The following is a 13,854-nucleotide window of genomic DNA, read 5'->3' on the forward strand; positions in this document are numbered from 1 at the left end:
ACCGGGCAATGACAGAGAGGATCTAGCGCACCTTGAGCGTTGCAAGCCCCAGTAACACCAGCACTACGGTGATGATCCAGAAGCGTATGATTACCCGAGGCTCCGGCCAGCCTTTCAGCTCATAGTGATGGTGAAGCGGTGCCATGCGAAAGATTCGCCGTCCCGTCAGCTTGAAAGAACCTACCTGCAGAATCACTGACACCGTCTCCACCACGAATATGCCGCCCATGATGAAAAGCACGATCTCCTGGCGGACGATAACCGCGACGACCCCCAATGCCGCCCCCAGGGCTAGCGCGCCGACATCGCCCATGAATACCTGAGCGGGATAGGTGTTGAACCATAGAAAACCCAGGCCGGCACCGGCAATCGTGGCACAGAACACTGCAATCTCGCCGGTGCCGTGAATGAAGGGAATATGCAGGTAGTTGGCAAATACCGCATTGCCGCTGGTATAGGCGAAGACCGCAAGACCCATGGCCACCAGCACGGTGGGCATGATGGCAAGCCCATCCAGACCGTCGGTCAAGTTCACCGCGTTGGAACTGCCTACGATGACGAAATAGGTCAGCACGATGTAGAAAATTCCCAGCGGCAGCGCGAACTCCTTGAAAAGCGGCAGCAAGAGACTGGTCTCGGCGGGCGTGGTGGCACTCAGGTAAAGCACCACCGCCGCTCCCAGACCGACCACCGATTGCCAGAAGTACTTCCACCTGGCAGGTAGCCCGCGAGGGTTTTTCTCGACCACCTTGCGGTAGTCATCCACCCAGCCGATGGCGCCAAAGCCCAGCGTCACGGCCAGCACCACCCAGACGTAGTAGTTGGTCAGATCCCCCCAGACGAGGGTACTGATCGCAATGGCCAGCAAGATCATGACGCCGCCCATGGTGGGCGTGCCCGCCTTGGAAAGATGCGACTGCGGGCCGTCATCGCGTACCGACTGGCCGATCTGGCCTTCCACCAGCCGCCTTATCACCCAAGGGCCCAGCCATAGACAGAGCATGAGCGCGGTGATCGCGGCCAGGATGATACGAAGCGTAAGGTAGTTGAAGACCTGAAAAGCGCTTTGGTACTGAGCTAACAAATTCGCCAGATGAAATAACATGAACGGCGTTTACCCTGTTTCAACCGAGCAGCGCGGCAATGACGCTTTCCATGCCCGCACTGCGTGACCCTTTCACCAACAGCGTGGCATTGGGCGGCAGCGTATTGATGATATGACGCACTAGCGTCTCGTGGTCGTCAAAATGATGCCCGCGACCAAAGGCAGCGCTGACAGGACGCGCGGCGTCGCCGCAGGTGAGCAGCGTATCTATCCCAAGCTCCCGAGCGTAGCGCCCCACCTCGGCGTGAAGCGCCTCGGACGCCTCACCCAGCTCTCCCATGGCCCCTAGCGCACACCAGTGCGGCCCGGGAAAACTCTTGAGCGTTTCGAGCGCGGCCTTCATCGCGCCGGGGTTCGCGTTGTAGGTATCGTCCAGCAGCGTGCTGCTGTTGGGGCCGTCCAGAACGCTCAATCGCCCGGAAAGCGGCGCCAGTGCAGACAGCCCCTCGACGACCCGGCTCGGCGACAGACCCGCCGCCAGCGCCGCCGTTGCCGCCGCCAAGGCATTGCTCACATTATGCTTGCCGGGCAGTGCCAGACGCACCTCGCCAAGTGCACGCCCCGTTTGAACAAGCGTGAAAGCATACCGTCCTTGGCTGTCGCAGGAAAGTGCCTTTGCGCAGACATCCGCCTCGCGCTCAAGCGCGTAACTCATGACCCTGCAGGGCCTGGCCAGCGCCGCCCAGGTATCGAAATAGCGATCGTCACGATTGAGCACGGCGACACCCGTTGGCTTGAGACCCAAAAGCATCTCGCCTTTGGCCTGGGCAATGTGCCCCATGCCGCCGAACTCGCCTACATGCGCGCCGGTCACGTTGGTGATAACAGCGATGTCGGGTGCGCTTAACCGGCTTGTCCAGGCGATCTCGCCCAGGTGATTGGCACCAAGCTCCACCACCGCTGCCTGGTGCTCCGCTGCCAGACGAAGAAGCGTCAGTGGCGCACCGAAGTCGTTGTTCAGGTTGGCTTCGGTCGCCAGCACCTTGCCAAGCGGGGCCAGCAGCGCCGCTGTCATCTCCTTGACCGTGGTCTTGCCACTGTTGCCGGTTACCGCGATCACCGGACAGTCAAACCACACTCGCCAGGCGTGTGCCAGAAGCCCCAGCGCCAGACGCGTGTCGGCACATACCAGTTGAGGCAGATCGGCCGCGACGCGCCTTTCAACCAGCGCTGCCGTCGCTCCCAGGTCACGGGCCTTGGCGACGAAGTCGTGCCCGTCGAAACGCGGGCCTTTCAATGCAACAAACAAGCAACCCGGCGCTATATGCCGGGTATCGGTGACCACACGAGTGAACTCAAGGGGCACCGGCGCCTCGGGCTGGGGCAAATGCAGCGCCTCGGCGGCCGCTTTCAACGTCCACTTCATTGGCGGGTGCTCCGCTTTTCGAGCGCCTTGTGTACCTCGATGTCGTCCTGGTAGGCGTGGCGGACGCCGTCGATTTCCTGGTAGGGCTCGTGGCCCTTGCCCGCAATGAGTATCACGTCACTGACGTCTGCGCGCTCAATGGTCTGCTCGATGGCCAAACGGCGATCGCCCACGTCGCTGAACGAGGCGCTTTCGCCAAAGCCCTCGGCAATCATTCGACGAATCGCCTGGGCGGGCTCGCCCCGAGGATTGTCGTCGGTGATAACGCTATGATCGGCCAGCCGCTCGGCTACTCTGGCCATCTCCGCACGCTTGCCGGTATCGCGCTCACCGCCACAACCAAACACGCACCAGAGCCTGCCCGCATCACCAAGATGATCTCGCAGTGCGCTCAATGCAGCACCCAACGCATCCGGTGTATGGGCGTAGTCAATAACCACACTGGGTGTATCGACGGCCCGGTGAAGCGCCATTCGCCCCGGCACCGGGGCGAGCTTGCCAGCCGCCTTGAAAAGAGCATCGAGCGACTCACCAAGCCCAAAGAGCGTGGCGATGGCGAGCAGCACGTTGTCCAGATTGAATCGGCCCACAAGGTTCAACTCAAGCGCTTTCTCGCCTTCCGGAGTGGCCACGAGCGCCTGCTGGCCCTGGGCGGTGGGATGCCAGCCCATCACGCGAAGCGTGCAGGCTTCATCGTCGCCGATTGCCAGCACGCGAACGCTCTTGTCCATTCCCGCCAGCATGAGCCGCGCCAACGGGTCCTGGGCATTCACCACGGCAAGCGTCAGCTCCGGGCGACGAAAGAGCTTCGCCTTGGCCGCTGCATAGGCCGCCATGCTTTTGTGATAATCCAGATGATCCCGGCTCAGGTTGGTAAATACGCCTACGCTGATGTTACAGGCATCAAGCCTGTGCTGGTCCAGCGCATGAGATGAGGCCTCGAGGGCCACCCGCCCGGCTCCCTGATGGGCAAGTGTTGCCAGGGTATGCTGCATTAAAAGCGGGCCCGGGGTCGTCAGACCACTATCCATCAGATCTTTCAGCCGCCCCGAACCCAGGGTACCCACCACGCCGGCCGGCGTACCCAGAAGCTCGCTGAGTTCGGCGATGTAGTGCGTCACTGAGCTTTTGCCATTGGTCCCGGTCACCCCGATGATCTCTAGATGTCCGGGCACGGCAAACAGCTCACGGCCGAATTCGCCCAGGCGCAGCGCCAGGTGGGGCAAATGGAGTACGTGCCCATCGAGTTCCACATGGGAGGCCTTGCTGTGGGCCAGCACCAGTGCAGCCCCCTGCTCGAGCGCGGAAACGATAAAATCGCGCCCATCACGCTGGCTGCCGGGCACGGCCACGAATACATCGCCTGTATCGATATTCCGGGAGTCACTGGTCAGACGAAACTCATCGGGTAATTCGGGAAGCTTCGTCGGCAGCTCGCTGGCTGGCCACACCTTTTTCAACGCTTCCCATAAATGGCTGGGGTAGGACGTCATTTCGTCTCCTTCATACTATTCCACCTCGTAGTCCGGTGGCACATCCAGAAGCCGTAACGCGTTACCCGTTACACTGGAAAAGACCGGGGCGGCGACCGCGCCGCCGTAGAACTGCCCCGCTCTGGGGTGGTCGATCATGACCACGGTGACAATGCGCGGGTCGGATATCGGTGCGATACCGGCAAAGACGCTGCGGTAGGCGTCCACGGCGTAGCCTTGCTGCCCGGTTTTACGCACCGTTCCGGTCTTGCCTCCGACGCGATAACCTTCCACCCGGGCACGACGCCCGCCCGAGGTGGGGCCAACCGAGGTTTCCAGAATATCCAGAAGGTCATTGGCCACGCTCGGGTCGATGGCGGGTATGCCCTGAGGCGGCTCGGACAGGCGCAGGAGCGAAGGCGTCAAGCGCACGCCGTTGTTGGCAAGCGCCGTATAGGCGCTGGCGATCTGAATCGCCGAAGCGGAAAGCCCGTAACCGTAGGACAGCGCTGCACGCTCGCTTCGCGACCAGCGCACCGGCGCGGGCAGGCTGCCGGTAGACTCGCCGGGGAAACCGGTGCCAGGGCTTTGACCGAAGCCAAGCTGGTTGTACTTCTCCCAGACCACCGTATCGTCGAGCTGAAGGGTCAGCTTGGACATGCCGATATTGGAGGACTTTTCCAGAATACCGGGCAGGTCGAGCTCACCATAGTTACGAATATCGCGAATGGTGAACTGGTCGATGCGCATCCAGCCCGGCGAGGTGTCCACGATCACGTCCCGGTTGACGACGCCGCTTTCCAGAATGGCTGCCATCGCCAGCGGCTTCATCACCGAGCCCGGTTCGAACACGTCCACGACGGCCTGGTTGCGCAAACCGCGTGGGTCGAGCCCGGCGCGATTGTTGGGGTTATAGGAAGGCAGGTTGGCCATGGCGAGCACCTCGCCGGTGCGGGCATCCATGGTGACCAGCACGCCACCATCGGCTTCGTTCTCGGCGACGGCGGCACGAAGTTCCCGATAGGCCATGTATTGAATGCGCTGGTCAATGGCCAGCGTCAGCTCGCCGCCCGGCTGGGCGTCGCTGATGATTCCCAGCTCGCGCACCAGTCGCCCGCGCCGGTCGTTGATGACCCGGCGCTGACCGGGGTGACCTGCCAGAAAAGGCTGATAGGCAAGCTCCAGCCCTTCCTGGCCGATATCGTCCACGTTGGTCACCCCAAGAAGCTGAGCGGCGACTTCGCCGGCCGGGTAGTAACGCTTGTACTCACGCTGCTGGTAGACCCCCGGGGTGCGCAGATCCAGGATGCGCTGAGCCGCCTCGGGGGTCATCTGGCGACGCAGATACATGAACTCGCGGCTCTGGTAGCGCTCCAGACGCGATTCAAGATCGTCCAGGCTCATGCCGAGGGCCTGGGCCAGCATGACGCGCTGGATGGCGTCAGAAGGCAGCTCCTGGGGATTGGCCCAAAGCGTCACTACCGGCGTGGAGATCGCCAGCGGCTCGCCGTTACGGTCGGTGATCATTCCCCGATGAGAAGGGATCACTTCGTGGCGCAGCGTTCGAGCGTCGCCCTGGCTTTGCAGAAAGGGCCGGTCGATGACCTGCAAGAGTGTAATTCGACCGATCAGTACGGCAGCAGCGATCACCACCAGAATGAGGATGAAAAGAAAGCGCCCGCCGCCAAGGGGCGGCGCCACTGGCAGCTGTCGGGAAGTCCCTCCCCGTCGCCGTTGGTTCATGGCCGGATAACCTCGACATCGTTTACATCGGGAATGCGCATATCCAGTCGCTCGGTGGCAATCTGTTCGATGCGGGCCGGCGTGGACCAGGCGCCCTCCTCAAGCAGAAGCTGGCCCCATTCGGTCTGGAGCTGGTTCTTTTCCTGCTCCAGGCGCTGAAGCTGGGCAAACTGGGTGCGTGTCATGTGCGTGGTTGCCACCACGGCCAGGGCTGTCAGCATACAGGCCAGAAAGAGCAGTACGATGATGATGGGCCAAAGGCGCAGACGCAGCTTGAAGGGCCATTCACTTCGCAGGACAGACCACCAGTAGTCGATTCGCTCAAGCATCGTCAGTCTCGCTTCTTGGCCGCCCGCATGACCGCGCTGCGCGCCCGGGGATTCTGCTCCACCTCGTCCGGGGTCGGTCGAATCCCTTTATTGAGTGCTTCGAGCCGACGATTGAGCTGATCATCGCGAATCGGCACGCCCTTGGGCAGGTGGGTATCGCCGCGCACATGGTAGCGAATAAAGCGTTTCACCCGGCGATCTTCCAGGGAATGGAAGCTGATGACCACCAGGTGCCCTCCCGGCGCCAGAGCTTCAAGAGCTGCCTCGAGCGCTGCATCCAACTGCTCGAGCTCGCCATTCAAGTAGATGCGAAGCCCCTGGAAAGCCTTGGTGGCAGGATGTCTTCCCTTCTCCCAGGCGGGATGGGCGGTTTTCAACACCTCGGCAAGATCCAGCGTATGGGTGAAGGGTTTTTCAACGCGCCGGGTAACGACCGCGCGGGCCAGACGCTTGGCAAAACGCTCTTCACCAAACGTCTTGAACACGTGGGCGATATCGGACTCGCTGGCCCGGGCCAGAAAGGCCGCCGCACTCTCACCCTGGGTGGGGTCCATGCGCATGTCCAGGGGACCGTTGCGCATGAAACTGAATCCGCGCTCCGGGTCGTCAAGCTGGGGAGACGAGACACCGACGTCCAGCAGCACGCCGGAGAGCTTGCCAAAAAGCCCGAGCTCCTTGGCATACTCGCCAAGCCGGGCAAATTCACGCCGGGTGATGGAAAAGCGGGTGTCCTCAATCTCGCGAGATGCTTCTATGGCCTGCGGGTCGCGGTCCATGGCCAGAAGCCGGCCGGACTCATCAAGGCGCGACAAGATCATTCGCGAGTGCCCGCCGCGGCCGAAGGTGCCATCCAGGTAGACACCGTCAGGTGTATGCACCAGCGCGTCGACCGCTCCGTCTAGCAAAACGCTGGTATGGCGAAAGTCGGAAACGGCGCTGCTCGCAGAGGACATGGTACGCTCACACGGTGTTGGAAGGCCCCGGAAGGGGCCTTGTATGGAAATGGGGAGTCGGCCGGTAAGCCGGGTTCTGTCGTGGACAGTCATTCCTCTAGGCACTTTGTCACCAAAGCGCTCAAGCAACCTACCCGGACCCAGCGCGGGCCACGCCAAAGGGTCCCTATTTGGTCTTGCTCCGAGTGGGGTTTACCATGCCACGCACTGTTGCCAGGCGCGCGGTGCGCTCTTACCGCACCCTTTCACCCTTACCGGCCCCAGAGGTTTATTTCCGGGGCTTAGGCGGTCTACTCTCTGCTGCACTTTCCGTCGGCTCGCGCCGCCCAGGCGTTACCTGGCACTCTGCCCTATGGAGCCCGGACTTTCCTCCCCCCGCCCGTCCGAAAGACGGGCAAGCGGCGACTGTCTGGCCAACTCCGGCGGCAAGCATACCAGCGCCCCGCCCGCGCCTCAACGTTCTGTCTTCATTGCTTGCAGCCTGGCGTACCACTGCTTCTTGCGACCACCCAGTAAATTCGCGGCAATGGCAGCGCCTTGCTTGACCCCCACCCCCTCATCCATGAGCACCTTGAGAAGCGTCTCGTCGTTGATCATCTGCTCATCAAGCTCCCCGACGTCAGGGGCCCCGGCAATCATCACCACGAACTCACCCCGGCCCTGATTGGGATCGGCTGCCAGGATGTCGAGAAGCTCGGCCGCCACGCCCTGCAAGAAGGTTTCGAAAGTCTTGGTCAGCTCTCGTGCCAGCACGATGGGCCGGTCGGGCATCTGCTCATTGAGCGCTTCAAGCGTTTGCGTGATGCGGTGCGGGGACTCATAGAACACCAGCGTTTCCTCGCGGTCCTGCCACTTCTCCAGCGCCTGGCGCCGTGGGCCGGGCTTGGCGGGCAGAAAGCCGCCGAAAGCGAAACGGTCAGTGGGAAGCCCCGCCCCGCTGAGCGCGGCGACAAGCGCGCAGGCACCGGGAATCGGGACGATATGACGGTTGCGTGCGCGAAGCTCTCTGACCAGAATGAAGCCCGGGTCGCTGATCAGAGGTGTTCCTGCATCGCTGATCAGTGCAATGCTTTCGCCCGCCTCGAGGTAGGCGTCCAGCGCTTGCACACGGTGGGCTTCATTGTGCTCGTGAAGTGAGATCAGCGGCTTGCTGATACCCAGGTGAGCTAAAAGCCGGGCGCTATGCCGGGTATCCTCTGCGGCGATGCGCGACACGTTTTCAAGAATCCGGGCGGCACGCGGTGTCAGATCTTCCAAATTCCCAATTGGCGTAGCAACCACGTACAATGTGCCCGGATGCTGGTAGGTCATGATGACTCCCGATTTTTTTAAGTTGGCGCCGATGGTGCGCTATGCTTGTGCAAGGATTAAGGGCTCTGTCCTCGGCTGCGACAGCGCAAATGAAAAAAACTAAGGAAGGATACATGAAACGTTCACTCCGTGGCCTGCTCGCCACTGCCTTTATAACGCTACTCGTGTCCGGGTGCGCCACCCAACAACCCGGCACGGTGGATCGCATGGCAGAAGAAGACGCAAATCGTCTTCTCGACCAAGCCGAGCAACAAGCCCCTGAACAGGCAGCACAAAGCCGTCTGGAAGCCGCCACCATTCTGGCCCAGCAGGGCCAGCGTGAAGAAGCCTTCGAGGCCGCAAGCGGCGTTGACGAAGCCCAGCTTTCCGACCGAGACCGCGTTCGCTGGGCGCTGCTCTTCTCGGAGCTTGGCCGCGCCCATGATGACCCGCGCGCCGTACTGCGCGCCACACAGGTTCTGGATGACGAGCTGCCGATGCGCGGCAATGAGCAGGAAGTTCTGCGCGAGCGCGCCCAGTGGGCTCGCGAGGCGATGGATGAGCCTGGTCGCGTTCAGGCGACTCTCCCGGAACTCGAGGGCCAGGATATCCGCCGTATCATGGTAGCCCTGCCGCAGTCGGGTCCGCTCAGCAGCATTGCCGACACGATCAGCAATGCCATGCGCGAACACAGCGCGATCCATGGTCAAGGGGTCGAGCTCAGTTTCATCGACGCCGCCCAGTATTCGATGAACGAACTTTATAGCCGCGCTCAACAGATGAATGCCCAACTGATCGTGGGCCCATTGGACAAGGAGCAGGTTACCCGCCTGGAGCAGCAATCCAGCGTCCCCATGCCGACACTGGCACTCAATTACGGCAGCAGCGAGCAAAATCAGGCCGCCGGGCTCTTTCAGTATGGCCTCTCAGCCGAAGACGAAGCGCGCCAGGCCGCACGCCGCGCCTACCAGGACGGCCAGCGCAAGATGTCGGTAATGGTTCCGGACAATGACTGGGGACGCCGCGTAGGCGAGGCCTTCTGGAACGAATTTCACGGCCAGGGAGGCGAGGTTACCAATGCCGTTCGCTATAACCCGAGCAATGAGGTTTCAAGCGCTGTGCAAACCGCATTGAACGTCAGTGGCGACCGCGCTCAGCTTGGCAACGTCGATGCACTTTTCCTGCTCGCCTTGCCGGAGTACGCCCGCCAGGTACCGCCCACGATGGACTACTACTACGCTCCGGATCTGCCTATCTACGCTACCTCGCATCTTTATGAAGGCACCCAGGAGCGTCGCCTGGACCAGGATCTCAACGATGTGATGTTTGTCGATATCCCCTGGCAGATCCCGGATGCGGCCGTCGGCGGCCCCGAAGCACTACCGTTCTACAACACTTATCAAGCGCTTCACGGTGAAGGCGATGCCTCGCTTTTCCGACTGCAAGCCATGGGAGTCGACGCTTTCGAGCTGGCTACCCGCCTGTCGAATCTCTCTTCCATTCAGGGCTTCAACGGCAGTACCGGTACGCTCTCTCTTTCGGGCGATGGCCGCATTCACCGTGAACTGCCCTGGGCGCGGTTCCAGAACGGCCGCCCTGCTCCCATCCTGAGCCCGAGTCCCCAGGGTGACCAATAAACCGCAGACCGCGCGAAAGCGCGGCGCCGCCATTGAGCAGCTTGCCGCTCAATGGCTCACGCGCCAAGGATTGACGCTCGTCACCGCCAACCACCAGGTCAAGGGTGGCGAGCTCGATCTGGTCATGATGGATGGCGACACCCTGGTCTTTGTAGAGGTCAAGCATCGCACCACGGTGCTTCACGGTCACCCGCTTGAAACCGTTACTCCGTTGAAGCAGCGCCGTCTCGTTCGCGCTGCCTCACTCTATCTGGCCCGTTACGCTGTCTCTTCACCCTGTCGTTTTGATATTCTAGCAATGACCGGCCACCCACCTTCTCTCGAGTTTCATTGGGAGAAGGCTGCCTTCGACGCTTACTGACATAACTCTAGGAAGCCCTCATGGACTTTCAATCCCGTATACTCAGCCACTTCAATGCAAGCATTGATACTAAAACCTATGCAAGCGAAGTGCTCCCCCCCTTCATCGAGGTGGCAAGCCAGATGATGGTGCAGTGCTTGGTCAGTGAAGGCAAGATACTGGCCTGCGGCAATGGCGGCAGTGCCGGCGACAGCCAGCACTTCTCGGCCGAGCTTCTCAATCGCTTCGAGCGCGAACGTCCAAGCCTGCCGGCGCTCGCGCTCACCACGGATACCTCGACGCTGACCTCCATTGCCAATGATTACAGCTACAATGAAGTGTTTTCCAAACAGATTAGAGCGCTGGGCCAGCCAGGCGATATACTTCTGGCAATCTCGACCAGCGGTAACTCGGCCAATATCGTTCAGGCGATCCAGGCCGCTCACGATCGGGATATGACGGTGGTGGCACTGACCGGGCGCGACGGCGGGGACATGGCCTCGCTTCTGGGCCAGGATGACTGCGAGATCCGCGTGCCGGCCACGTCCACCGCACGCATTCAGGAGGTGCATCTCTTGGTGATTCACTGCCTGTGCGATTTGATCGACGAACAACTTTTCGGCGGCGCTGATTAACAGCGCAGCGTTCATGATGACGGTTTTCTCAAGGAGTCGGCGATGGCCCTTCGCAACGCATTTCGTTCTTTTTGCTTGATAGGTGCCTGCAGCGCACTGCTGCTGGCAGGTTGTGCCAACAATTCGGCCTCAAACCCCTCCAACTATGCCCAGCGCAGCAGCGATGTAGAAGCAGTGGATGCGACCATCGAGCGTCAGGTCGAGCGCGCTCTTGACAGCGCCGATGCGCGACTGCGTGACGCGCGCATTCGCGCCCACAGCTATAACGGTACGGTGCTCCTGGTCGGCCAGGTGCCCAGCGAGGAACTTCGCAACAGAGCCGATGAAGTGGCCAACCGCCTGCGCGGGGTCAACAAGGTGCACAATGAGCTGACGATTGCCGCCAACCTGCCGGCCGGCCAGCGTCTGACCGACACCTGGCTGACTACCAACGTGATCAGTCACCTGGCCACCAACGAACATATCGACTCATCAAAGCTCAAGGTCACCACCGAAAACGCCAGCGTATACCTGATGGGCATGGTGACCCGCCAGGAAGCCGACCGCATCGTCAACGCGGCATCTTCGGTGGGCGGCATACAGCGTATCGTGAAGGTATTTGACTATATCGATTGAGCCCCATGGGGGCGTAACACGAAAAAGCCTCGCAGAATGCGAGGCTTTTTCGTGGCGTCATGTCTGCAAATCACTTGACGACGCGAAGCGTCGGCTTTTTCTTGGGCTTGCCAGCTTCGCTGGCAGGTGAATCACTGCCTGCTTCGTCGACAGTGGGCTTGGTCACGCTGAGCTGAGGCCCCGTACTGTCACCCGCTTCATCGTCCGGGGTGACCGCGGTTTCTTCGTCCTCTTCAAGCTCTGGCTCATGACCAAAGACCATGCCTTCGCCGTTTTCACGGGCGTAGATGGCGATCAAAGCCTGAATGGGAATCATGACCTGCATCGGCTGGCCACCAAAGCGGGCGCTGAAGCCGATCGCCTCGTTCTCCATGAAGAGATCGCGCACCGCGGTGGGCGCAACGTTAAGAACGATCTGACCGTTTTGCACGAACTGGCGCGGTACTTCGACGCCGGCCTGGGTGGCATCCACTACCAGGTGCGGGGTTAAATCGTTATCCAGAAGCCACTGATAAAGGGCTCGTGCAATATAGGGACGGCTTGACTTCATAAGACTCCCTTTTCTCAATCGGTAAGGCCCCGGAAAAAGATGGCCCGGGACCAGAGGAGTTTAAGCGCGCATCTCTTTTTCACGCTCATTTAAAGATGCCTTGAACGCGTCTCGCTCAAAAACCCGCGACATGTAACTCAAAAGCGGCTTTACCTGCTTTTCAGGCAGTTCGATATTGAGCTCGGGCAGACGCCACAAGATCGGCGCCAGACAACAGTCCACCAGAGTGAACTCATCGCTCATGAAATAGGGCATGTCTTCGAAGATGGGCGAAATGCCGACAAGGCTTTCACGAAGCTCCTTGCGCGCCTTTTCCGCCTCCTTCTTGCCGCCGGTACGAATCTGGTCGAGCATGGGGCACCATTCGCGCTCGATACGGTGCATCCATAGCCGGCTCTGCGCCCGGGCTACCGGGTAGACGGGTAAAAGCGGCGGATGCGGGAAGCGCTCATCCAGATACTCCATCATGACCTTGGACTCGTAGAGCACCAGATCACGGTCCAACAACGTCGGGACGCTGTTGTAGGGGTTGAGGTCGGCCAGCTCCTGCGGCGGCTGATCATCGTTTACATCCACGATATCAACGGCGACCCCTTTTTCAGCCAGAACAATGCGCACACGATGGCTAAAATGATCGTCATTACCTGAGTAAAAGATCATAGAAGACCGCTTGGCCACAACACCCATGAAAGCATCCTCGCATCAAAACAATAGTCAATAATAACACGCTCGCCCCCTCTTATGGGAGACGGGCCCGCGTTATCTTCCTGCGCCTTCAGCGCATCTCGACCCCTTCACGTGCTTGAGGGGTTATCACTTACCACCCACCCTGCATAAAAAACGCCCAGACCAATGGTCTGGGCGTTTTCTTGCAGAACGCGCGAAAGATTAACGCTTGGAGAACTGCGGACGACGACGTGCTTTACGCAGGCCGACTTTCTTACGCTCGACCTGACGGGCATCGCGGGTAACGTAACCGGCGGCACGCAGCGCAGGACGCAGGTCTTCGTTGTAGTTCATCAGGGCACGGGTAATGCCGTGACGAATGGCGCCGGCCTGTGAAGAGCCGCCGCCACCTTCAACAGTGACGTAGACATCGAACTGGTTCAGCGTTTCGGTCAATTCCAGGGGCTGACGAACCACCATACGACCGGTAACGCGACCAAAGAAATCGTCCAGCGCGCGGTTGTTGACGGTGATGTTGCCGGAACCCGGCTTGAGGAACACACGAGCGGTGGAAGTCTTGCGGCGCCCGGTACCGTAATATTGCTGTGACATGGCGAAGATTTCCTTAAATGTTCAGTTCAAGCGGCTGCTGAGCGGTATGGGGATGCTCGGCACCAGCGTACACTTTAAGCTTGGAGTACATGGCGCGGCCCAGCGGGCCCTTCGGCAGCATGCCCTTCACGGCAAACTCGATGATACGCTCAGGCGCATGATCGATCATCTTGTCAAAGGTCATGGAGCGCAGACCGCCCGGGTAACCTGTATGACGGTAGTAAGTCTTGGCCTTGGCCTTGTTGCCGGTGACCTGGACTTTCTCGGCGTTGATGACGACGATGTAGTCGCCGGTATCAACGTGAGGTGTAAACTCGGGCTTATGCTTGCCACGCAGGCGGCGAGCGATTTCGGTTGCCAGACGACCGAGCGTCTTGTCCGTGGCATCGACTACGTACCAGTCGCGCTGGACGGACTGCGGCTTAGCACTGAACGTCTTCATGGATGAAATTCACCAGATTAAGTGTGTTGGGTGACCTAGCCGCGTCGCGGTAAGCACCATCCCTATTTTTTTTGGTTACAGACTCGATAGCGCAAGGCC

The 13,854-nt window shown here is 60.5% G+C and carries 15 protein-coding genes and 1 other RNA gene; 4 read left to right on the forward strand and 12 right to left on the reverse strand.

The window, feature by feature from the left end:
- Nucleotides 1-22 precede the first annotated feature (22 nt).
- The 8 genes from mraY to rsmI all read right to left on the reverse strand — a co-directional run bounded on the left by mraY (nt 23) and on the right by rsmI (nt 8,279).
- Nucleotides 23-1,105 (reverse strand): phospho-N-acetylmuramoyl-pentapeptide-transferase, encoded by a 1,083-nt coding sequence (gene mraY, locus ACWF8S_RS10000; protein WP_447553172.1) that lies wholly within the window; start codon nt 1,103-1,105, stop codon nt 23-25.
- A gap of 19 nt (nt 1,106-1,124) precedes the next feature.
- Nucleotides 1,125-2,471 (reverse strand): UDP-N-acetylmuramoyl-tripeptide--D-alanyl-D-alanine ligase, encoded by a 1,347-nt coding sequence (locus ACWF8S_RS10005; protein WP_447553173.1) that lies wholly within the window; start codon nt 2,469-2,471, stop codon nt 1,125-1,127.
- A complete protein-coding gene (locus ACWF8S_RS10010) occupies nt 2,468-3,964 on the reverse strand; it encodes a UDP-N-acetylmuramoyl-L-alanyl-D-glutamate--2,6-diaminopimelate ligase (RefSeq protein WP_447553174.1) in 1,497 nt (498 codons plus the stop codon). Before ACWF8S_RS10010 ends, ACWF8S_RS10005 begins: the two co-directional genes overlap by 4 nt.
- A 15-nt stretch (nt 3,965-3,979) precedes the next feature.
- On the reverse strand, nt 3,980-5,686 hold the full coding sequence (locus ACWF8S_RS10015; RefSeq protein ID WP_447553175.1) for a peptidoglycan D,D-transpeptidase FtsI family protein: 1,707 nt from the start codon (nt 5,684-5,686) through the stop codon (nt 3,980-3,982).
- Complete coding sequence (ftsL, locus tag ACWF8S_RS10020; RefSeq protein ID WP_447553176.1) at nt 5,683-6,015, reverse strand: cell division protein FtsL; 333 nt, start codon at nt 6,013-6,015, stop codon at nt 5,683-5,685. The genes ACWF8S_RS10015 and ftsL overlap by 4 nt, the downstream gene beginning before the upstream one ends.
- Nucleotides 6,016-6,017: 2 nt before the next feature.
- Entirely contained in the window at nt 6,018-6,968 is a 951-nt protein-coding gene (gene rsmH / locus ACWF8S_RS10025) for a 16S rRNA (cytosine(1402)-N(4))-methyltransferase RsmH (protein ID WP_447553177.1), read from the reverse strand.
- Nucleotides 6,969-7,017: 49 nt separating this feature from the next.
- Nucleotides 7,018-7,389, reverse strand: an RNA gene (gene rnpB / locus ACWF8S_RS10030) — RNase P RNA component class A.
- Nucleotides 7,390-7,421: 32 nt separating this feature from the next.
- Nucleotides 7,422-8,279, reverse strand: coding sequence for a 16S rRNA (cytidine(1402)-2'-O)-methyltransferase (gene rsmI, locus ACWF8S_RS10035; RefSeq protein WP_447553178.1), 858 nt, complete (start codon nt 8,277-8,279; stop codon nt 7,422-7,424).
- Nucleotides 8,280-8,392: 113 nt separating this feature from the next.
- Here rsmI and ACWF8S_RS10040 point away from each other — a divergent pair, with 113 nt between their 5' ends.
- Genes ACWF8S_RS10040 through ACWF8S_RS10055 form a run of 4 tightly spaced genes read left to right on the forward strand, consistent with a single transcriptional unit; the run spans nt 8,393 to nt 11,485 of the window.
- Entirely contained in the window at nt 8,393-9,895 is a 1,503-nt protein-coding gene (locus ACWF8S_RS10040; RefSeq protein ID WP_447553179.1) for a penicillin-binding protein activator, read from the forward strand.
- Nucleotides 9,885-10,256: a YraN family protein gene (locus ACWF8S_RS10045; protein ID WP_447553180.1), complete on the forward strand. Its 372-nt coding sequence runs from the start codon at nt 9,885-9,887 to the stop codon at nt 10,254-10,256. Before ACWF8S_RS10040 ends, ACWF8S_RS10045 begins: the two co-directional genes overlap by 11 nt.
- A gap of 20 nt (nt 10,257-10,276) precedes the next feature.
- A complete protein-coding gene (locus ACWF8S_RS10050) occupies nt 10,277-10,870 on the forward strand; it encodes a phosphoheptose isomerase (protein WP_447553181.1) in 594 nt (197 codons plus the stop codon).
- Nucleotides 10,871-10,912: 42 nt separating this feature from the next.
- On the forward strand, nt 10,913-11,485 hold the full coding sequence (locus ACWF8S_RS10055; protein WP_447553182.1) for a BON domain-containing protein: 573 nt from the start codon (nt 10,913-10,915) through the stop codon (nt 11,483-11,485).
- A gap of 70 nt (nt 11,486-11,555) precedes the next feature.
- Here the strand turns inward: ACWF8S_RS10055 and ACWF8S_RS10060 are convergent, their stop codons facing one another.
- The 4 genes from ACWF8S_RS10060 to rplM form a co-directional block, all read right to left on the reverse strand.
- On the reverse strand, nt 11,556-12,035 hold the full coding sequence (locus ACWF8S_RS10060) for a ClpXP protease specificity-enhancing factor (RefSeq protein ID WP_447553183.1): 480 nt from the start codon (nt 12,033-12,035) through the stop codon (nt 11,556-11,558).
- Nucleotides 12,036-12,095: 60 nt separating this feature from the next.
- A complete protein-coding gene (sspA, locus tag ACWF8S_RS10065; protein ID WP_447553184.1) occupies nt 12,096-12,722 on the reverse strand; it encodes a stringent starvation protein SspA in 627 nt (208 codons plus the stop codon).
- A 201-nt stretch (nt 12,723-12,923) separates the two neighbouring features.
- Nucleotides 12,924-13,313 carry a 30S ribosomal protein S9 gene (rpsI, locus tag ACWF8S_RS10070; RefSeq protein ID WP_447553185.1) on the reverse strand — a complete coding sequence of 130 codons (390 nt, stop codon included), beginning with the start codon at nt 13,311-13,313 and terminating at the stop codon, nt 12,924-12,926.
- 13 nt (nt 13,314-13,326) lie between these two features.
- Entirely contained in the window at nt 13,327-13,755 is a 429-nt protein-coding gene (gene rplM / locus ACWF8S_RS10075) for a 50S ribosomal protein L13 (RefSeq protein WP_447553186.1), read from the reverse strand.
- Nucleotides 13,756-13,854: the final 99 nt, after the last annotated feature.

This window comes from Vreelandella xerophytica, assembly GCF_968048975.1.